Here is a 22193-nt window from a genome sequence, read left to right as displayed (position 1 = left end):
GTTAAATGAATGTGAAAAATATCTTTATACATGCTCCAATTAAGCAGAAAAGCACCGCATAAAATTTCCCCGCTTTGTATACTAATTATTTGCAGGTTATAACGCAGCAAAAGTTTCTATTTTCCAACGTTGCTGCTAGTATAACGGGCACATTAAAACGGAGGGAGAATCTTTAAAATGAAAATTTTAGTTTTTGGCTCCGGAAAATTATATCAAAAAGAAAAGAGCTATCTTGCATCAAATGCTGATATTATTGCAATCATTGATAACAATAAAAGTTTATATTCAAAATATATAAATGGCGTTCCTGTTATCTCTCCATACGATATCAAGCAATATGATTATGATAAAATAATCCTTGTGAGTATCCATGCAAATGAAATGAAAAAGCAATTGCTTAGGTTGGGTATTTTAGCAAAAAAAATCTGGTATTGGGAACAGTTTAAAAGTGAAATTGAACACGGGAAATTTAAATTTTATTGTGGAAATAATAAAGTCAAAAAAAGAGGTATGAAAATTCTTATTATCTCCACAGACCTCAACTATAATGGAGGGTCTCTTGCCGCAGTATATGCCGCAATGGCAATACAAAAAAAGGGGTATAATGTTGTATTAGCAGCATCCGCTGGAGATCCTACTTTTATCAGTGAAGCGTCCAGAGAACAAATAAATATTGTGATTATCCCGGCGCTTCCCTACCTGCATCAAGAAGAGATTTTCTTGATCCAACAGTTTGATTTAGTCATGGTAAATGTATTTCAGATGGTTCTGTGCGCTTATGAGATCAGCAAGATTAAGCCTGTATTATGGTGGATTCACGAACCTAAAACAATATATGAGAATATCATATACCAATTTTCGGAATACGCTAGGTTAGAATCATTATCAAATATTAATATTTTAGCGGTAAGCAGTATCCCTAAGAATAATTTCAACTTTTTTTTCCCTGGACGGATAAAAAATACACTTTCCTATGGTATTCCAGACAGGTATAAGCATGATTTCTACAAAAGTGGGAAAGAATTGACCTTTGCAATTATAGGTTCTGTCACTCCACGAAAGGCACAAGACATCTTTATCCAGGCAGTAAGATTACTTGAGAATACGTTAAAAAAAAGCGTACAGTTTTGGATTATAGGTTATATCGGAACAGATACTTATTCTATGCACATAAGAGAGTTGGCATCACAGGAATCGGCTATACAAATATTGGGCGAATTAACTCAAAGTGAAATAAATAATGCTTATAATGACATTGATGCTGTAGTTTGCCCTTCTATGGAGGATCCGCTTCCAATCGTTATGACGGAAGGGATGATGCATGGAAAAGTATGTATTACATCCAACGCAAATGGAACTATTGATTACATAGACGATGGAAAAAATGGTTTTATCTGTAAAAGCGGGGATCCTTACGATCTTGCTAAAAAAATGCAATGGGTAATCCACAATAAGGATAAGCTATGGGAGATTGGTAAGCAGGCCAGAAAAACCTACGAGAAATATTTTACTCTTGAAACATTTAGTAATAGACTTGAATCGGCATTATTGGAAACGATAGAGCAATACAATAATGTGAAAATTTCGCCGCCCTAATAGTAACAGTTCAGAGAATCTGTAATAGGGTGCACCCTTAGTGGATAACTGGATAGAAATTAAGAAAGTTGGAATGATAATGAAAAAAAGCTGTAAAGTATCTATTATTATGCCCTCTTTAAATGTAGCAAAATATATTGATGAATGCATGCAGTCTGCCTTAGGTCAGACCCTAGCCGAAAAAGAGATTATCTGTGTAGATGCTGGCTCTACGGATGGAACATGGGAAAAAATATTATCCTATGCGGATAACACTGTGTATAAAGGAAAGATAGTGCCCCTTCAAAGTGGGATTAAAAGCTATGGATACCAGATAAATCTTGCACTACGTGCCGCTGTTGGAGAATATATTGCCATATTAGAAACAGATGATTATGTTGCTTCAGATATGTATGAGCAATTGTATACTATCGGAGTTGCTAATAATGCAGATTTTGTAAAAGCAGACTACGACACCTTTATTACATATCCCGATAATAAACGCCTTTTTGACCATATTATGCTTTTCAAAGATGATAAAGGAAATTATGGAAAGGTGTTAAATCCAGGTAGAAATTTATATTTATATACAAATGACCATAATATCTGGAAAGGTATTTATAAAAAGCAGTTCTTATTAGATCATGGCATTTTGTTAAATGAATCAATAGGGGCAGCGTTTCAGGACATAGGATTTACTCAGCAGGTTCTTGCAAAAGCAAAAAAAGCGGTTTATATCAACAAGTCGTTTTACAGGTACCGAATAGATCGTAAAGAATCCTCTATCAACTCAGTAGAAGGGTTAAAATACGCATATTGGGAATTTTCCAGGCTGCTGGAAAACGATTGGTTAAGAGAAAAAATCATATACTTAGACGGATTTTATTCGCATATGGCTCAGTCCTTCTTATGTGAACTTATCAAGGCTGTGCGGGCAACAAAATACAATGCAGTATCCGAGCATGTAGAACCTTATTACAGGTGGTTTAAAGACCAGATTCTCTATGCTATAGATAAAAACCTACTAAGCATAGAACTTTACCAACTGTATCCGCATTTACAATCTATTTTTGAAAATATACATGAATTTTGCTTGAGATTAAAGGATGAGGATCTGTCGCAAAAGGAAAAAAAAGAAAAATTCTTAAACTCTATAAGAGATAAGAGTGTTATATTATTCGGTCTTGGTACGTATGGTAATTTTACTATCAGATATTTATATGATCATGATATAAGTATCCTTGCCGGATGTGATAATAATAAGATTTTATGGAATACAAAAAAATTTGGGATATATGTTTACTCACCTTCTGAATGTACTCAAAAATTTTCAGGTTGTACATACGTCATTGCAAATAAAAAGAGCCGTCAGGAGATGTATAAACAATTGCTTGATTTAGGAGTCGATAAAAAAAACATTTCTATATGTTTATGACTCAAACCTCACATTTGTATAAGTGCCTATGATAAAATTTTTGCGGTAAGCGATATATTATCTTTGGAAGAGATGTTGGGATTGGTTTTGCATTAAGAGGAGTACTATGTGAGGGATAGCCTTTAAACTTTCGTATGATTTTTTGCGGATTCAACAGGAGATATCAGGAGATGGACAAAAACGAAACAGCAGTGATTATATGCAATTATAATGGCGGCGAAGATACCGTGAAATGTATAGAGGCTGTGATACATTCGAAGGATATCAAGTGTGATATCTATGTAGTCGATAACGCCTCCACAGACGGGTCAGCAGACCGGATTGGCAGACAGTTTGGGAAAAAAGTGACAATCCTGCAAAATGCAGAAAATCTAGGCGGATCGGGAGGATTTGGCAGGGGACTGCGGATGGCAGTGGAAGAGGGATATCCTTATATCATGATGCTTGACAATGATGCGTATGTGGATAGAGATACCATAAAAAAGCTGCATAGATATCTTGAAGAAAATCCAGGTGTCGGGATTGTCGGAGCGAAGATCATGATGTCAGATGACCCTGGACGAATCATGGATTATGCAAAGACGATCGACTTTGAAGCATTTATTGACAGATCAAAGTGGTGCGGGAAACTGGACAGTGAGGAGACACAGGAGCCGAGAGAATGTGATTTTGCGGCTGCAACGGCTGCGATGGTGCGGCGGGAGGTTCTGTTAAAATGCGGCGGAATGGATGAGGCGCATTTTATCTATTATGATGATATAGAACTGGGATACCGGATCAAGCAGTCCGGTTATAAGGTGGTATCGCTTGGAAATGCAAAGGCATGGCATAAGAGCGGGATGACAAGGAAAACGTCAAATACCTTTGCAAGGTACTACCTGACCCGCAATCGGTATCGTTTTTTTGCGAAATATATGCCTGAAGAGGATATGGAAAGATTTACGGAATACATATTATCACACGCATTTTCTTATATGTACGGTTCTTATTATAAGGGGCGCATGGATATATTTGATACAGAGAAATATATCCTGGAGGATTTTATCCGCGATAAACGCGGAAAGGCCGGAAGGCGCAGGATAAATGAACTGCAGAAGGACGGGTATCATCTGGTAGAAAAGGAACTCTCAGGGTGCAGGCATGTACTTCTGTATCTGCAGCAGGATGTGTTGAAAGAACAGGCGGTAAGGCTGTGCGGCAGACTGCAGAAAATGGATTTGGAAATAGAGATTGTAATCGGTACGGATGTAGATGAGCAGGAGAAAATAAATTCAGATCAGTTTGACAAGATCATTCATTTTTGCCGCCATGTAAAGGATATTGAAAAAAATATACTGCCGGAAATTTACATTGACATATATGGAAATATGATTGCAAATGAGCAGGATTATATTTATTTTCGGAATTATGAAAACAGCTATGCTTTTTTCAGGGAGCTTCACCATGATTCCGTTATTGAGACAATCCGGCAAATCAGAAAAGAGGAAAATTTATGATAAAAGTGTCAGTGCTTATGCCCTCCTTAAATGTTGTCCGGTATATACGGGAGTGCATGGAGAGCGTGATTTCCCAGACAATGGAGGAAATGGAGGTTCTGTGTATTGACGCAGGGTCCACAGACGGCACACTGGAGATTTTGGAGGAGTACGTCAGAAAAGACAGGCGGGTCCGGCTGATAAAAGCTGATAAAAAAAGCTATGGTTACCAAATGAACCTTGGATTAAAGGAGGCCCTTGGAGAATATATCGGGGTTGTAGAGACGGATGATTTTATATTGCCGAACATGTATGAAAAGCTCTATGCGTTTGCAAAAAAGAATAACGCAGATTATGTAAAATCAGATTTTAATATCTTTACAACGTTGGAGGATGGACAAAGGATTTTTTTGAAATATTCCTTAAAAAAGCATAGTAAGATCACATATGATACCATCTATACGCCACAGGATTTTCTGATGAGAAAACAGACAATTGATATTTTTATCTGGAATGGGATCTATAAAAGAAATTTTCTTTTAGAAAAAGGGATTCGGTTTCAGGAAACACCGGGGGCGGCATTTCAGGACTGTGGTTTTCGATATCAGGTTGTGTTAAACGCGGAAAGGGGATTTTTTTTAGAAGATTCCTTTTACCGTTACCGCAGAGATAATATAAATTCTTCTACATATAACAGCAAATGTGTATTGTTTAATCTTGCAGAGTGTAAAAATCTGCTCCGAATTGCAAAAAAGACAGGTATAGAAAGCCAGGAACAGATGACGTTTCTAGCAAAGGAGTGTGCAGTGGTTGCATTAGCTCCTTATATAGAATTGCTGATGTGGGGGCAGCCGGCAGAAAAAACGAAGGAAGCCCTGGAGGAATTTCGGAACATTTTAAAAGAGTTTATAGAGCATGGATTTTTGAATCGGGCTTCTGTTGCTGGAGAGGCATGGATGGAAATCCGGATGTTCGTGGAAAATCCGGATTTTTATGATTACTATGTACATTTAAAGGCAGAGGTTGCGGCACAGGCCATCCGGGATTTTTTGCATGAGATTGCAAAGAAGCAGCAGGTTGTTCTTTTTGGCAGCGGATATGTCGGCGCGTGTGCCTACTGCTTGATTCGGAATCATGGAATACAGAATATAGTGTCATTTTGTGATAATGATGATAGGAAGTGGGGGAACACATATATGGGAAGTACGATTCTCTCACCGGAGGATGCATTGAAGCGCTTTCCGGATGCATTTTATCTGATCACCAACGCAGGGCATTCAAATGAAATACAAAAACAGCTATTGGAGTCAGGAGTGAGTCAGGATCGAATTATGACATATAGTCTGACGACATCACCAATAGAGTGTACCAATATGGCGATCAGCAAAGGGGAAGGATAAGACGCTTGCCCTCCAGACGTATAGCAGCACCTTGACAAATTCATAACTTATATTAAGATCTTTCATCTGATTTCCATCTTGACAAGCCTCCATTTTTGTATCATCATAAGATCTAGGATCATCGCATCCTCGACATAAACGGCAATTCTCAGCCCATCTAAAAAACATCTTATGAAAATGCAATAGTTCAACATCTACACAGGTCAAATTCAAAAGCTATTTCCTGACGAATTTTTACCATGGACGAAAAAATGGAGGACACCGAATGGACAAATTAAGAGGAACTATGGGTACGCTCAGCTCCATGCAGCTTACGGCTGATATGAAAGGGCTTGACGCACAGAGTAAGACGATCCTGCGCAGTGCGGAAGTGCTGGCAGTCATTCTGCGTGAAACGGTGACGGAGTACAAAGGATACAGCCGGAAGGAAGTCATGGATTTTATTGAAAAGGATTCCATAACAGACACAAAAGAAGTATTGCATCCGTCATCTCAGTTGTCTCTCATTACAGAAAGAACAGACTATTCGCAGTTGGAAAAGTGCTACAGCATCTGGATCTGCAGGGATGATATCCCGGAGGGGGAACGGTATACGATTTCTGTCTATGAGGTTGCGAACACAAAGAATATCGGAATCAATGCTCTGACAAAAGAAAATTATGATTTGATGACTTTGGTAGTTATCAAATTGGGGAATACGGTGTATAATGGAAAAAAGGAGGACGAAGGGTACGACCTCTTACGTTTTCTAAATGCAATTATGTATCCCCACAGGGGCGATTTCATGGCTACAATATCTGATTATATTGATTTTTCTGAAAATGAAGAGTTGTGGAAGGAGGAAAATATCATGGATGGACTAGGCGAATGTATTTATAATGAAGGGCGAGAAGATGCCAGAGATGACGCAATACGCTCAGTTCTTCTGGATTACATTGATGACCAGCTTCCAATGGACCGTATCCTTGCAAAGCTTCAAAAAGTGTTTGGACTGACGGAAGAAATGTCGCATCAGTATTACCAAAAATATTCCTCAAAAGCCTGACGGCTTATCGATGCAAATCAAAAATGAATTAAAAAATCCTGATATAAGTCATGAATGCGGTCACCGACAGATTTATATCAGGATTTTTTTATACTTTTAAAACGGCCGAATTGCCATAATGGGTTACCCTTGGGTATACCTTTATAAAACGGTTGAATGGCCATAACGGGACGCCCTTGGGCATACAACAACAAACGCATAAACCAAGCGTTATGCTAATATATGCCGTTGCTGTCCGGATGAAGCGGCATGAATCACGTATTTATATTTCTTAATAGATACAGAAAGCAGGTATTTACATATGAACAAATTGATAATATGCGGAAACGGCGGTCTCCTGCGATATGCAAAAGAGCAGACGGTACATAACTCTCCCCGCCCAATTCATTCCGTAATTGAGGATATTTCCAATATCTCCTCTCACAGCCAACTATCGAACACAGACATCCTCCTGGCCGTAAGCTGGCATGAAACCGAACGTTGGATCAGACAATTAAAAGCGGCAGGCGCAAAACGGATTTACCGGATCCCTGTTTTTGCCATGCAATACAGCCTTCCGATTATAAAGCACGGAGACACTCCATTTGAGTATTGTGCCAAAGTTTCCGAAAATGGCTCTGATCTGCTGTATCTGGAAACGCATGTAGCCGATACCTGCAATCTGAAATGCCGTGGATGTATGCATTTTTCAAATATCGCTGTTCATCCCAACTATCCGGATCTGCGGGAATTTGATCAGGATTTCCGGAGGCTGTCAGAATTATTTTCGAATATTTTTATTGTTCGCCTAATGGGGGGAGAGCCGTTGCTGAACCGTGAGCTGGGAAGCTGTATAAAAATTGTACGGCACTATTTTCCGGCGGCTGAGCTTCGTATTGTCACCAACGGACTATTAATCCCGCAGCAGCCAGACGAATTTTGGGAGGTCATGCGGGAATATCACGCATCTATGGACATCAGCCCCTACCCTCCTACCATGGAAATCATCGGAGAATTGACTGTAAAGCTGGATGAGGAACATATCCCATATGGAACGATTGCGGAGGAACTTCGGGATTTTCGCAAAAGTCTGACACTTACACCCAGCCATGACCCAGAGAAAACTGTCCGGCTATGTCAGAGCAGCCATTGCCATTTTCTGAGAAACGGTAAAATCGCGAAATGTCCTCTCCCGTTGCTGATCTGCGATTTCAACAATGCTTATGGCTGCAATATTCCGGCGAAAGACATTTACGATATTTATGAGGAACAGTCTGGCGCTGAACTGAGGGAAAAGTTAGAGCGTTATGCTGATATGTGCCGTTACTGTCCGGATAAAGCAGCATTTATCCCCTGGCAGAGGACAAAGCAAAACGCATGTATGGAAGACTGGATTGTGGAGGAATAAAAAATTGATTTTGGATAGTCTGAAAGAACTGGAAAAACAGCAGAAGTTAAATCAATCTATCGTACTATGGGGGATCGGAAACCAGACCCGCGAGGTCATCGCATGGCTGAAACAGCATGGGTACGGCGGCAGATTACTCTTCATCGTGGACAATTTTAAACGGACCTTTTGCCGGGAGTATGAGGGGATTCCTGTGGAAACGCCGGCGGCATTGACACGGCTGGAGAAGGATTCATTTACAGTCATTCTTTCGATCAATTATGCAGAGGATGTCTGGAAGCAGTTGAGCGCCTGCAAAGTCACACAGATCTATAATCTCCGAAATCTGCAGGAACGAATCTTACCGTACCGCTATGAGATTCCCTCGCATTTTGCAAACCGAAGCAAAGGGAAAGAATATTTGTGTTATGTATTGGCCGGCTATGAGCCTGAATTGTGGAAAGACACGATTGGACGGTTGGAAGCCTTTCAGCATGAGGACGTGGACTATTGTCTTGTTCTGTCCGGAAAGACGGATGAGACACTGGAGAAAATAGCTGAACGGAACGGATGGTCCTACCTTTATACAGACATGAATCAGGTGTGTTACATCCAGAACCTGGTGATTGAGCTGCACCCTGATGCGAAATATATACTGAAAATGGATGAGGACATTTTTATTGGAAAAGATTTTTTCCGGCAGATGATACAGGGCTACCAGCGGATCGAACGGGGAGGCGAATACAGAATCGGTTTCGCTGTTCCGGTCGTACCTCTGAATTGCTGCGGCTATGCCTCCTACATAAAGCTGATTGGAAAAAAAGAGGACTATGAGCAGCGGTTTGGCCGGGCCTACAAAAGCAGGTTCAGTGCAGTTTTTAACGTTGTAGAGACTGCGGAATTTCTGTGGGATACCATGGACACGTTTGACCGTATGGCTGCACAATTTTTGGAAAATGACGGTTATAACATACTGGATTGCTATTACAATATCGGATGTATCATGTTTTCCCGTGAGCGCTGGATCATGATGGGAAAATGGCCGGAAATCCCGGACGAATCCGGAATGGGCAGAGACGAGGCCTATATCTGTCAGGATAATGTGAATAAGGATCTGGCAATCTATGAACTAAAAAATGTGCTTGCGGGACATTTGGCATTCGGGCATCAGAAAAAGAGAATGATGGAATATTATCGAAACCATCCTGAGAAGTTTGCAGTCCATACCTCATGACAAATTTATAACTTATATTGAAATTTCTTTTAACGCAAAAACTTCCAGCTGTGCGGTTGGATATTCTAAAGGGTATCCAACCCATTCATCCATTTGCAAAATCCATGCTGACGCACTCTTGTGTCTACGTAACGCGGCCACATTTTGCTCATTAATCAATGGGTTGCTGATCCGACAGAGCATTCGTATTGCAGTAAACTGCATGCAAATGATCAGTCGGACTGCAACCGCACATTTGGAAAAACTTGGAGGTTTACATCAATGCAATCAGAATACCTTATAAAAGAAATCCAACAGGGACTCCTGAAATGGTACGATTTTAAACCGAACAGCACCTTCCTTTATCTCGGAGAAAAGGATGACCCCTGCGCTGCCCTGCTAAATGAATTGACCGGCCAGACTGCATGTATGTCTGCCGCACAGGCAAGTGCACAGACGGCCACACAGACTGCCGCGCAGACAAACGCACAGACTGCCACACAGACTGCCGCGCAGGCAAACGCACAGACTGTTGCGCAGACAAACGTACAGACTGCCGTACAGGCAACCGCGCAGCCTGCGGATACATCCTCCCGCCTCACCTGCGCATCCCCACTCCAGACCCTCACCCCGCAATGGCAGCAAGCCCACACCGCCGGCTTCGACTACATCATTGCCATTGAGACCTTAGAAAAACTGGAATCCCCCGCCGGGTACCTTTCCTATCTAAAGTCCCTGCTCAAGCCCGACGGCACGCTCCTTCTGGGGATGAACAACCGCTTCGGCCTCCGATATTTCTGCGGAGACCGGGATCCGTATACGGAGCGGAATTTTGACGGAATCGAGGGCTATAGGCGTGCTTACGCCAAAAAGGAAGATACTTTTCATGGGCGTTGCTACAGCCAGGCAGAACTCCGCTCCATGCTGCAAAGCTCCGGATTCGAGACTTTTCAGTTTTACTCCGTCCTTTCGGATCTGAAAAATCCGTCCTTTTTATACGCGGAGGACTATCTGCCAAACGAGGATCTGTCCAACCGGATTTTTCCGACCTATCATTATCCGGATACCGTATTTTTGGATGAAGAAAGCCTGTACAACAGTCTCGCCGAAAATGGGATGTTCCATGAAATGGCAAATGCTTATCTGATCGAATGCCCGTTAAGCGGCCGTATTTCCGATGTCAGTCATGTCACAAGTTCCATGGAACGTGGGCCGGAGCGTGCACTTCTGACGATCATACATCGGTCTGGGATCGTAGAAAAGCGGGCAGCCCACACTGAAGGCATTCTCCGTTTGGAAAATTTGATTGAGCACGGACGTGATCTGTCCGCACATGGCATATCCGTCGTAGAAGCAAAGTTGGGACACCCCCTGTCCGCATACAATATTCCGGACACAGCAACGAACCACGGGCAGGAACTGCCCCGCCCGGTCTCCTACCTGATGCCCTACCTCACCGCCGAAGTCGGCCAGCTCTACTTAAAGCGGCTTCTGCATGAGGACCAGGACATGTTCCTGCGGAAATTGGATGAATTTCGGGACCTGATCCTTCAATCCTCGGAAATCATCGAACCAGACCTGGGCGACGGAAACGGCGCCGTTTTGCGGAAAGGTTACATTGACATGGTGCCGCTGAACAGCTTTTATATCAACGATACCTTCGTATTCTACGACCAGGAATTTTGTGAGGAACATTATCCGGCAAATGCGCTGATCTGGCGGATGATCGCCACATTTTACGCCGGAGATCTGGAAGTACAGAAGCTTATGCCGATGGAAACCCTTCTGAATCGCTATGATCTGAAGCGGAAGCTGCCGAAATGGCAGAAAATGGAATGGGATTTTCTTGCGGATCTTCGCCAGGAAAAGACGCTGCGGAAATATCATGAAGCATGCCGCCGCAGTTACGATGCGGTCTATTCCAATCGGCAGCGTTTGAACTATTCCGCGGAAAAATACCAGAAGCTGTTCATCGACATTTTCCGGAACGCGGATACCCGCAAGCTGATCCTCTTCGGCTCGGGCAATTTTACGAAACGTTTCCTCAGCTTGTATGGACAGGATTATCCGGTTTACGCAATCGTGGATAACAGCCGGGAAAAATGGGGGCAGGAAGTCGAAGGCATTTCCATCCAGTCCCCGGAAATCCTGCGTTCGCTGCAAAGCGGAGAATATAAGATCCTGATCTGCATCAAAAATTATCTGTCTGTCATGAAGCAGCTGGACGGCATGGGTGTAACAGAATACAGCATTTATGATCCCGGCAAGGATTATCCCCGGAAACGGAAACCTCTTGTGCCGCAAAATGCCGATGCAGGATCTGGCTCCGCGGATCATTCCGCAGTAAAAAAGAAATACCACATCGGCTATATCGCGGGTGTTTTCGACCTGTTCCATGTGGGACATCTGAATATGTTCAAGCGTGCGAAGGAACAGTGTGATTACCTGATCGTCGGTGTTGTGACGGATGAAGGAGTGCGGAAATTCAAAGAAGTCGAGCCATTTGTCCCCTATGAGGAACGCGCGGAAATGGTCCGTTCCTGCCGGTATGTGGACGAAGTTGTGGAAATTCCGCTGAATTTCGGCGGTACACGCGACGCCTGGCGTCTGCATCATTTTGACTGCCAGTTCTCCGGCAGCGATTATGTGGATAATCCGGACTGGCTGTCGGAAAAAGAGTTTTTGGAAAAGCACGGCGCGGAGATGGAATTTTTCCCATACACGCAGAGTACAAGCTCTTCCAAAATAAAAGAGCTGATTGACAAGAAACTGTTATAAACCGGAGATTTCCGCAGGCCGCGGCTCTCCGAACCAATCCTATATTAAAAAGTGAAGGAGCACCGCAATGAACATCTTCTACTCCCCCACCGGCATCGTGGATTCCCGGCATCCTGCGCAGGGGCTGACGGACATGTCCCATGCCGGATTAAAGCATATTGCCCTGGATCTCGCCATGTACTGTTCCGGGCACGATCTCGAAAACTATGGGAAACCAATGCAGCCCTGCCGTCCCGTACCGCGCGGAAATAACCCCCAATGCGGAGATTGCCGCCCAAAAGCCGACAAGGGGACACCGGGTAACGATACTGCCGCTAAAAAAACTGCAAATCCGAATCCATACTCCGACGCTTCCGACAGAGTTTCCTCCATCTGCACCCCGGAAGCTATGCTGAAAAATCTGCGGCCTTTCCTGGAACAGTGCCGCAGCCTGGGTCTCTCTGTACAGTTCCTGCGCGTCCCGCGCCTTCCGTGGGACAGCAAGCGCAGGGATCTGAATCCCCTGCTTGAACAAATCGCCCACTCCGCAGTCCGGCTCTGCGGAAAAATCGGCTGCCGATATCTGGCCGTTTCTCCTCTGTTCGCCAGCATAGAAAAGGGCACGGAGTGGCAGATCAACCGAACGTATTATCTCCGTCTTGCCAAAGCTGCCCGCAGATACCGCGTCACCCTCCTGCTGGAAAACCAGTGCCGCAGCCACAACGGACACCTGCTCCGCGGAATCTGTTCTGACGGAGCCGAAGCCGCTGCATGGATCGACATGCTGAATGCGGAGGTGGCAAGGCAGGACAACCTGTTACACGCAGAAATTCCAGCACAGGGTCACTCCTCCCACGCAGAAGCTCCGGCACAGGATCACTCCTCCCACGCAGAAGCTCCGGCACAGGGTCACTCCTCCCACGCAGAAGCTCCGGCACAGGATCACTCCTTCCACGCAGAAGCTCCGGCACAGGATCACTCCTCCTGCGCAGAAGCTCTGGCACAGGATCACTCGCAGCCCCGCTCAGACAGCCCTGTCTTCGCCTTCTGCCTGGACACCGGAATCTGCACGCTCTGCGGCCAGGACATGCAGGCATTCGCCGCTGCTCTCGGCCGCCGTCTCCAGGCGGTCATCCTCCGGGACTGCGGCAGACAGCAGGAATCTTCTCTTCTGCCCTTCACCTCCGCCTTCCAGGGTCAGCCCGGGACAGACTGGCTCAGCCTGATCCGCGGCTTGAGGAGCATGGATTTTGGCGGCAGCCTTGTGCTTGATTTTGCAGATACCGCAGCCGCGTTTTCCCCGCTGCTCCGTCCCCAGCTTCTGCCGCTGGCGAAGTCCGCGGCAGAGTATTTTAAATGGCAGATCGAGCTGGAAAGCCTTTTAAAAAAGTACGAGTCCATCGTCCTCTTCGGAGCCGGGAACATGTGCCGCAATTACATGAAATGCTACGGCAGCCAGTACCCTCCCCTCTTCACCTGCGACAACAATCCGGCCGTCTGGGGGACCACGATCTGCGGACTGGAGATCAAGCCGCCGGAAGCCTTAAAGGAGCTTCCCGACAGCTACGGCATTTTCATCTGCAACATTTATTACCGTGAGATCGAAACACAGCTTCGGAAAATGGGCATCAAAAATATAGAATTTTTCAATGACGAGTACATGCCGTCCTTTCATTTTGACAGGCTGGAAATGTATTGATTTCAGAAAAATGCCGCGGCCCGCAAAAAATATACTCTGTTTTCCCGTCCGGACATGGCTGCGGCAGACAGTTGAATTTTGGAGGTATCAGAACCATGGTTTCTATCGGTGTACAGACAAAAAATGTAGTTTATGACTCGGATCCGGCAGCCGGTTTTCAAATGCTGAAAGATACAGGATTTTCCTGCGCAGATTTCAGCCTGAATTCTTACCTTTTAAATACATCGCTGTATCAATTGGATTTGAATGAATTTTTTGATCAATCCTGCGCGGAGCTGGAGCATTTTTTCTCCCCCCATAAAAAGGGCGCGGCCGCAGCCGGCATTACCCTGAATCAGATGCACATGCCCTACCCGCTCTATGTCCCGAACGGCGGCAGCGGCTTGAATGGCTATCTGCAGGACACTGTGGCACGAAAGAGCATGCACATCTGCGCTTTTTTTCAGTGCCCTTATATCGTAGTGCATGGGTTTAAGCTGGTACGCAATCTCGGCTCGGAGGAAGCGGAATGGGAACAGACCGAGAGGTTTCTCGACACACTGGCCCCGCTGGCAAAGGAACTGCGGATTACAATCTGCGTAGAAAATCTTTACAATTCTGTCGGCGGTCACCTCGTCGAGGGCCCCTGCTGCGACGCAAAAAAAGCGGCAGAGCGCATCGACCGCTTTAATGACAGGCACCACGGAGAGCTGCTTGGATTCTGTTTTGACACAGGGCACGCCAATCTCACAGGCATTGATTTTGAAAGCTTCCTGTGCGCTCTGGGACACCGCTTGAAGGTACTCCACATTCATGATAACGATGGCGCGGGGGATCTGCATCAGATTCCATTTACATTTACAAAAACAAGGGAAAATACAGCCGCCACGGATTGGAACGGATTTCTGAATGGATTGAGACGCATACATTTTGACCAGGTACTGAACTTTGAGACCGCTCCAGTACTAAGCGCGTTTCCCGAAGAAATGAAACCCCAGGCGCTGCGGTTTATCGCAGAAATCGGAGAATATTTTAAAAAACACTTGTAATTCAATGTATTTACAGGTAAACTGATAATTAGACTCTTGCAGGCTTGTAAACATGAGTTACTATTTTTTTCCGATATTCAGCGTTTAGAAGATTATCACCAAGTCGAACACGTGAATGAAATTAAGAGAAAGGCATATGAGACCTTTTGGCTTCTTAAGCACTTAACAACAATTTCTTACAGATGGAAAACTTTTTAGATACGTTATTCTATTATCTAAAGTTTAGAAAATGTGATGCGCAGTCAATGGAACTTATGCTATTAGCATTTAAGGCCGGACAGTTAGTATCATTATGACTCGTATATTTTTTAGGAAGGGAGGTCTTTCAGACCATGATTTTAAAGGACTGCAGTACATGTATGGTTTACGATACGTCCGGCGAGCTTCTGGTGAAGGCCAGAGTCATGAGCGTGGAAGAGCGGATCACGCTTCATTTTGAGGATGACAGCAAGCTCGGTCCCGATACGGACAAATTGGAGATTGACTTTTTTGACAGCCAGATGGGCTGCATCAAGACATATAGCAGCCTGGTCGTCCATAAAAATACGGATCCATGGGTGCTGGAGCCGTGGATGGCACAGTGCGAGATCCTGGAGGTCCGCGAGACGATCCAGCGGCAGAAGGATCTGCGGGTGAAGCTGGAGAAGGAGCTGGAATTTACGTCTACCGTACACGGACATTTTATGGGGACCATACATAATATCAGCGTGGGAGGCATTATGCTCTATACAGAGATGCCGCTGACTGTGGACGAGGAGATCGAGTTCCGCTACTGTTTCCTGAAAAGGGAATACGAGGTCAAGGCAGTCATCCTGCGGGAACAGGAAATGATCAAAAAGCGGCATGTCTATGGCTGCCAGTTTATTGATCTGACGAAAAGCGCGGAGAGAGATATCCGCCAGTTTGTATTCAAGCAGCAGTTAAAGAGGATCTGGTAGGCCGGCCAGCCAATTAGGAGGAATTACCCATGATATCAATCACTTCACTACAGGATGCAGAAAATGGCACGCTGTTTCATATGGACTGTAGTTTTTTATCCCCTGTCCGGTACGTGTGTGAAAGTCCGGACACTGTCTGCCTTATTTTTTCCGAAAAGCCGGAGAACCTGCCGGATCGGGTCTTTTTAATGCCGGACGGCAGGCAGTATGATTACAGGGCGTTTATCTATACGCTCTCGGAAGGCGCGGAGACCTGCCGTCTGCGGGACGGTATGCCGGATCAGGCAATCCCCCCTGAAACAGGAGCGAATGAAGCCGGATCCGGTATCCAGACAATGATCCAGGCAGACGCCGAACATGATTATTATATCGTCCGGGGCGCGACCGACGACATCCAGGAGGTTCGGAAGAACTTCCGTGTGTATGTCTCTTTCCGTACGTCCGTTTATTTTGACAACGATCCGAAGGAGGCCATGGTCACCATCAAGGATATCGGCTGCGGAGGCTTTCTGTTCGTCTCCGACAAAAAATATCAACCGGGGGATACCCTGTCCGTAGTCCTTTTTGATTCCAGGAATCCGCTGCTGGTGAAGGCCCGGATCCGGAAGCTCCGTCCTGTCCGAAAAGAAGGCCGGCACGGGTACGGATGCGAATATATTGACCTGAATCCGCAGGCTGAGGCGCGGATCCGCAATTACGTTTTCCACACGGAGGTTCTGCAGGTGAAGGCAAAGGAGTCCTGATACAGAAAACCTGCCGCCGGCAGCCTTTCCGTATATGATGGTATTCAGAGCCGGTTCGGCTCTCCTTTGGAGACAGCCGCAGCCAGCCCATATACAAAAAAAGAAGAGGAGATCTCCCGTCAGGAGCCCCCCTCTTCTTTTTTCGTATCCTTTTTCGCGCCCTTTTCTCCGCTTTCTTCCCCGTCTTCCTTCTTCACCTCGTTCACTTCCACGGTGGCCTCTCCCGCAGCGGAATGCTTCGGAGTATATTTTAAAAAGTAAGTATAGATATCAACAATCGCCTGGTACAGCTCCTCCGGGATTGCCGTCCCCAGATCCAGCTGCGTCAGCACTGTTGCCAGCGAATTGTCCTCGTAAACAGGCACGCCGTTCTCATTGGCCACCTCCACGATCTTCTCCGCCATATAGCCCAGCCCGGACGCCACGATAACGGGCGCAATGTCCCTGTTCTCGTCATACCGCAGCGCGACTGCTTTTTTATTCCTGATATCGTCATATTGTGACATTGACCGCATTTCTCCTTTCAAATATCTTCGGGAACGCAGCAGATACCTTGATCGGAACCTGGCCCTGCTCCACGCCAAGATACTCGACCTCCAGGTGATTCTTGCTCATGATCTTACGGATATTGTCACGGATGTCGCCCTCATGTCCTGCCAGCTCTTCCGGATAATGAATCAGCATATCCATCTTCCCATTCTCATAATACATCATCATGTCAAAAAAGCCAACATCTTTTAAGTCAAATTTGATCAATAATTTAATTCCGCGCTCCTTGGAGCCCGGATTGCCCGACTCCTCGTCCGGATCCACCCAGATCTCCGAATACATCGGCACCCCGTTCAGGATCACCGGGAGCATCACATGCATGACCGGCATATACACGCTCTCATTGATCAGCATGCTCCGCATCATATTCACGAAGTCCTCTTTATTCTCCAGTCCCGCCTCTCCTCTCACACCGGCCTGCATGATATTGAGAAGCTTATCGGTCCAGTCCATCTTGCCCGCGGCCTTGTCATAATCCACATTCAGCAGCATATCCTTAAACTGAGCGCCCGTCATCCCCTGAAAATGCTTCTGGAAGGACGGAAAATCCATCAGCCTCTGGAATGCCTGCGCCACCTTGTCCACGTTTCCGTTTTCCAGCCGGGAGGTATTGAGGGCAAGCAGGCTGATCAGATCCCGGATCTTCCCCAGATCCTTTGTCTGAGAAATATAGCTGCCAAGGTAAGGAATGATCTGCCCCTTCAGAAGCTGCACATTGGCCTGGCTCCCCTCCATACTGTAGGGCCGCAGCCTGGACGCAAGCTGGTGAAGCTCCTGGCGGTTGTTCCGGAACATCCGGCCCTCAATCTGCTCCAGAAGATCCTGGATCGTCTGCTGCAAGTGCTTACCGGAGGACATATCGTTGTATCTCCGGAGCATATCCAGAATCCCTGCTTTCAGCTCCACGGAATTGGTATCATTCATAATCTGGCGCAGTACATCAAATAAAGGACCCTGCAGCCGGTTCGCCCCTGCCATGGCGTCCTTTAAAAATCCGTTCAGCTCATCCGGGTTCATCTGCAGCATCTGGAACAGTGCCTGAATATCCGCTGCCGTCCCCTTGCCGATCCCGGATTCCACCATATTCGCCATCCCGCCGAACAGCATCCGGGTCATAACCTCCTGGAGGTTGGGCAGTTCCCTTAAAGACTGGACAAAATTCCCAAAATTGGATTCGTAGGAAATTCCCTTCCCCTGCTGGCCGTCCGCGTCGGTCCGGCCGTCGGCCCTGACCACCCGTCCCGGGTCCACCTGATTTTTGATGCTTAAGTCCTGTGTCTGCTGGGTCGGAGTCTGCTTATTATTGACTGCGTTATTGTCATATCCCACAACAGGAGTCGTTACTTTTAAAATATTTGACATTTTTTCACCTGCTTTGCAATTTACTCTTATCGTTTCCCGCAAGTCTGACGATATATATTAATAAATGTAATTTTTGTAGTTTAAAACATCACATTATATTAGATAAGGCGGTACTAAGATTATGGATAACATGCTTGAAATGTATCTCTATGAGACAAACACTCTTATGGAACAACTGGACGAACTCTTGATAGAAGCAGAGAAGAATTCGGATTTCACGACGAATGACGTCAATGAGATTTTCCGTATCATGCACACAATTAAAGGCTCATCTGCCATGATGGAATTCTCCACGTTGATGGAGATCGCCCACCATATAGAAGATCTTTTCTTCTATATCCGAGAAAACGGAATGGATTCCCTGGATGAATCACACAAGAATGACTTGTTCAATCTGATGTTCCAGTCAACGGATGCTCTTCGCGGCGAAGTTGAAAAAATCGAAAACGATGAGCCCCTTAGCACTAATATCGACTCAATCATTAAAAGTATTAATAGTTTTTTGGAAAAAATCAGTTCTTCCGGTGAGAAGTCTTCTGAGGACACGCCTGCGGAAACAGCGTCCGCTCCCACTGCGCCGCCCGCAGATAAAGAGGCTATTGCCGCGATCAACCAGGAACTGGCAGGATGCCCAGACAGCAAGCTTCCTTATTTTATAAAGATCCACTTCGAAGAGGGCTCCGGTATGGAGAATCTTCGTGCCTTTATGATCATCACCGCCCTGAAGGAGATCGACATACAGTTCGAATATTATCCTTCCGATGTGGAGACCAACAGCGACACGGCGGAGTCCATCATAGACAACGGCTTCTTTGTAGCGCTTTCCTCTCAGGAAGATGTGGACAGCGCAGTCGGGATTCTGAAGGAGCAGAACAGCATCCAGGCCTATGAGGTCATTGAAAATGTGCATGCGAAGGCGGAAGCGCCCAAGCAGGAAGCGCCGGCGCCGGCAGTTCAGAAGAGTGCTGAAGCCGCTCCGGCTCCGGCAGCCGCAGAGAGCGCGCAGAAGAGCGCTCCGGCTCCGGTCACCGCTTCTACGCACAGCGCTCCGGTGAAGCAGAGTCTCATCAGCGTCAATCTTTCCAAGCTTGACAGTCTGGTAGCTGTTGTGGGCGAGATCGTGATCACGGAATCCATGGTCACTTCTTCTCCGGATCTGCAGAACCTGAAGTTGGATAACTTTATGAAGTCCGCGCGCCAGCTGCGGAAGCTGACCGACGACCTGCAGGATATCGCGATGTCTCTTCGAATGGTTCCGGTATCCGGTACCTTCCAGAAGATGAACCGTGTTGTCCGGGATATGAAGAAGAAGCTGAACAGGGACGTAAGGCTTACTCTGGTAGGCGAGAACACCGAAGTTGACAAGACCATCGTGGACAGCATCAGTGACCCGATCATGCATATTGTCCGCAACTCCGTGGACCATGGTATTGAGGAGACGCGGGAAGAGCGTATCGCGGCAGGCAAGGATCCCCAGGGCGAGGTCATCCTGGCTGCCAGCCATACCGGAAGCGAGGTCATCATTACCATTACCGATGATGGGCGGGGCATGGATACAGAGAAGATCCTGGCAAAGGCGGAGCGCAACGGCATTCTGACCAAGCCTGCCAGCGAGTACTCCAAGAAGGAGATCCTTTCCCTTCTGATGCTCCCCGGTTTTTCCACCAACGAGGAAGTGACCGAGTTCTCCGGGCGAGGCGTCGGCATGGACGTTGTAAAGAAAAATGTAGAATCCGTAGGAGGCACCATTTCCATTTCCAGTGAATTTGGACAGGGAAGCGTCACTACATTGAAGATTCCTCTTACTATGGCGATTACGGACGGTATGGAGATCTCCGTCGGGAAGTCTCTGTTTACGATTCCGATCGCAAATATCCGCCAGTCCCTCAAGATCCAGAGAGATGAAGTCATACTTGACGCGGGCGGCAATGAGATTGTAAAATGTCTGGGTGAATTTTATCCGATCATCCGTGTACATGAGTTATATAATATTGAAACGGAAAAGACCAATATTGAAGACGGTATCCTGATCTGGGTAGAGTCCGCTGATAAGTCCTTCTGCCTGTTTGTGGATGAACTGCTCGGCGAGCAGCAGGTCGTTGTAAAGCCGCTTCCTTCCTATTTGAACAGTTTCAATATCAAGAACTCAGGAATCGGCGGCTGTACGCTTCTCGGCGACGGCAATATCAGTCTGATCCTGGATATTGGTAACTTATACGCAGCATATCATACTCAATATTAAACTATAGGAACCGGAGGAATAATTTTATGTCAGCAGATACACATAAGAACACGGAGGTCGGCATTTCTGAGAATGAGGCTCCTGTTTCCACAGAAAGATTTTTAACATTTACTTGTGACGGATTGAATATCGGTGTCAGTACAAATTACGTGATCGAGATCATCACGGATCATTCCATCACCATGCTTCCTCTTGTCCCGGATTATCTGAAGGGCATCATCAGCATGAGAGGTGAGATCATCCCGATCATTGATATCCGTCTCCGTATGGGAAAGCTTCCTATTGAATATACCAGCACAACCTGTATCATCATCCTGGATATCAATGATGTGAAGATCGGCATCCTGGTAGATGCCGTTCAGCAGGTGATGGATGTAGACCAGAGCTTGATCTCTCCTGTCCCGGTGGAAAACCAGCAGGAGCTGATCCGGGGCATGGTTTCCTCAGGAAATAATTCCGTGATCCTTTTCCTGGATTGCGAAAAACTGATCCAGGCATATTAAAAAAAAGGAGCAAGAAACATGTTAACGATAAATGACAAGGAATTCCAGCGTCTTGTAAAGTTTGTACATCAAAATTATGGGATTGATCTGTCGAAGAAACGGCAGCTCATCACCGGACGCCTTTCCAACACGATCGTCGGTATGGGATTCAACTCGTTCGAAGATTACGTAGAGTACCTGATCAATAATGGCAAGCCGGAAGACCGGGAGCTGATGCTGAATAAGCTCACGACCAACTATACTTATTTTATGCGTGAAGAGGCGCATTTTAAACTGTTCTCAGAGACCATCCTTCCTTATCTGGAGCAGACAAAGAAGGATAAAGTACTCAGCATATGGAGCGCCGGCTGTTCCTCAGGCGAGGAGCCTTATACGATCTCCATCATCCTGAAGGAGTATTTTGCAAATAAGCCCGGATGGGATACAAGGGTACTCGCCACGGATATTTCTCAGAATGTACTGCGCAGTGCGGTAAATGCGGTCTATGACGAGGATTCGCTCAAGGAGTTATCCCCGGCCTGGAAGAAGAAGTATTTCCGTCCCGGAGACGCTCCCGGCACGTACCATGTTACGCAGGATCTGCGAAACAATGTCATCTTCCGGACGTTTAACCTGATGGATCCGATCAAATTCCGCTTGAAATTCGACGTTATCTTCTGCCGAAATGTGATGATCTATTTTGACCAGGAGACGAAGGAAGCGCTTGTCAAAAGATTTTTCGACGCGACCAATGACGGCGGTTATCTTCTGATCGGACATTCGGAAGGGCTGAACAAGGCCACAACGCCTTATAAGTATCTCAAGCCTGCGACTTATCGGAAGGTAAAATAAAAAGTATGACGAGCTGCTTTTGAGAATTCAGA

17 protein-coding genes are annotated in these 22193 nt (G+C 45.9%); 15 read left to right on the top strand and 2 right to left on the bottom strand.

Translation table 11 applies throughout. The features are described from left to right. Positions 1 to 177: 177 nt before the first annotated feature. The 12 genes from ACTOY7_RS17050 (at position 178) to ACTOY7_RS16995 (ending at position 16674) form a co-directional block, all read left to right on the top strand. Positions 178 to 1596, top strand: coding sequence for a glycosyltransferase (locus ACTOY7_RS17050; protein ID WP_482672498.1), 1419 nt, complete (start codon positions 178 to 180; stop codon positions 1594 to 1596). A gap of 40 nt (positions 1597 to 1636) precedes the next feature. Continuing rightward, the gene (locus ACTOY7_RS17045) at positions 1637 to 3010 is read left to right on the top strand and encodes a glycosyltransferase family 2 protein (protein ID WP_482672275.1); all 1374 of its coding nucleotides are present in this window, start codon (positions 1637 to 1639) and stop codon (positions 3008 to 3010) included. Between the two features lie 170 nt (positions 3011 to 3180). Beyond that, positions 3181 to 4506, top strand: a complete 1326-nt coding sequence (locus tag ACTOY7_RS17040) for a glycosyltransferase family 2 protein (RefSeq protein ID WP_482672276.1) — start codon at positions 3181 to 3183, stop codon at positions 4504 to 4506. Then, positions 4503 to 5885, top strand: a complete 1383-nt coding sequence (locus tag ACTOY7_RS17035; protein WP_482672277.1) for a glycosyltransferase family 2 protein — start codon at positions 4503 to 4505, stop codon at positions 5883 to 5885. The genes ACTOY7_RS17040 and ACTOY7_RS17035 overlap by 4 nt, the downstream gene beginning before the upstream one ends. Before the next feature lie 265 nt (positions 5886 to 6150). Further along, the gene (locus ACTOY7_RS17030; protein WP_482671133.1) at positions 6151 to 6930 is read left to right on the top strand and encodes a PD-(D/E)XK nuclease family transposase; all 780 of its coding nucleotides are present in this window, start codon (positions 6151 to 6153) and stop codon (positions 6928 to 6930) included. Positions 6931 to 7231: 301 nt separating this feature from the next. Continuing rightward, positions 7232 to 8317 (top strand): radical SAM protein, encoded by a 1086-nt coding sequence (locus ACTOY7_RS17025; RefSeq protein ID WP_482671132.1) that lies wholly within the window; start codon positions 7232 to 7234, stop codon positions 8315 to 8317. Positions 8318 to 8321: 4 nt separating this feature from the next. Next, positions 8322 to 9530 carry a hypothetical protein gene (locus ACTOY7_RS17020; RefSeq protein WP_482671131.1) on the top strand — a complete coding sequence of 403 codons (1209 nt, stop codon included), beginning with the start codon at positions 8322 to 8324 and terminating at the stop codon, positions 9528 to 9530. 261 nt (positions 9531 to 9791) lie between these two features. Then, entirely contained in the window at positions 9792 to 12287 is a 2496-nt protein-coding gene (locus tag ACTOY7_RS17015; RefSeq protein ID WP_482671130.1) for an adenylyltransferase/cytidyltransferase family protein, read from the top strand. A gap of 67 nt (positions 12288 to 12354) precedes the next feature. Then, positions 12355 to 13965 carry a hypothetical protein gene (locus tag ACTOY7_RS17010; RefSeq protein ID WP_482671129.1) on the top strand — a complete coding sequence of 537 codons (1611 nt, stop codon included), beginning with the start codon at positions 12355 to 12357 and terminating at the stop codon, positions 13963 to 13965. Positions 13966 to 14060: 95 nt separating this feature from the next. Next, positions 14061 to 14993 carry a sugar phosphate isomerase/epimerase family protein gene (locus ACTOY7_RS17005; protein ID WP_482671128.1) on the top strand — a complete coding sequence of 311 codons (933 nt, stop codon included), beginning with the start codon at positions 14061 to 14063 and terminating at the stop codon, positions 14991 to 14993. Positions 14994 to 15325: 332 nt separating this feature from the next. After that, a complete protein-coding gene (locus ACTOY7_RS17000; RefSeq protein WP_160283219.1) occupies positions 15326 to 15931 on the top strand; it encodes a PilZ domain-containing protein in 606 nt (201 codons plus the stop codon). Positions 15932 to 15960: 29 nt separating this feature from the next. Further along, positions 15961 to 16674: a PilZ domain-containing protein gene (locus ACTOY7_RS16995; protein ID WP_482671127.1), complete on the top strand. Its 714-nt coding sequence runs from the start codon at positions 15961 to 15963 to the stop codon at positions 16672 to 16674. Positions 16675 to 16793: 119 nt separating this feature from the next. On the opposite strand, the gene ACTOY7_RS16990 is transcribed toward ACTOY7_RS16995, so the two are convergent. Next, entirely contained in the window at positions 16794 to 17180 is a 387-nt protein-coding gene (locus ACTOY7_RS16990; protein WP_482671126.1) for an EscU/YscU/HrcU family type III secretion system export apparatus switch protein, read from the bottom strand. Further along, positions 17167 to 18585, bottom strand: a complete 1419-nt coding sequence (locus ACTOY7_RS16985) for a hypothetical protein (protein ID WP_160283222.1) — start codon at positions 18583 to 18585, stop codon at positions 17167 to 17169. The genes ACTOY7_RS16990 and ACTOY7_RS16985 overlap by 14 nt, the downstream gene beginning before the upstream one ends. A 121-nt stretch (positions 18586 to 18706) precedes the next feature. Here ACTOY7_RS16985 and ACTOY7_RS16980 point away from each other — a divergent pair, with 121 nt between their 5' ends. Genes ACTOY7_RS16980 through ACTOY7_RS16970 form a run of 3 tightly spaced genes read left to right on the top strand, consistent with a single transcriptional unit; the run spans position 18707 to position 22161 of the window. Beyond that, entirely contained in the window at positions 18707 to 20827 is a 2121-nt protein-coding gene (locus ACTOY7_RS16980; protein ID WP_300885790.1) for a chemotaxis protein CheW, read from the top strand. A 26-nt stretch (positions 20828 to 20853) separates the two neighbouring features. Next, complete coding sequence (locus ACTOY7_RS16975) at positions 20854 to 21330, top strand: chemotaxis protein CheW (protein ID WP_160283224.1); 477 nt, start codon at positions 20854 to 20856, stop codon at positions 21328 to 21330. An 18-nt stretch (positions 21331 to 21348) separates the two neighbouring features. After that, positions 21349 to 22161 carry a CheR family methyltransferase gene (locus ACTOY7_RS16970; RefSeq protein ID WP_160283225.1) on the top strand — a complete coding sequence of 271 codons (813 nt, stop codon included), beginning with the start codon at positions 21349 to 21351 and terminating at the stop codon, positions 22159 to 22161. The last annotated feature ends 32 nt before the right edge of the window (positions 22162 to 22193 follow it).

Source organism: Schaedlerella sp., from assembly GCF_056796775.1.
Note: the sequence above shows the minus strand (reverse complement) of the source record. Positions and strands in the feature narration are given on the sequence as shown.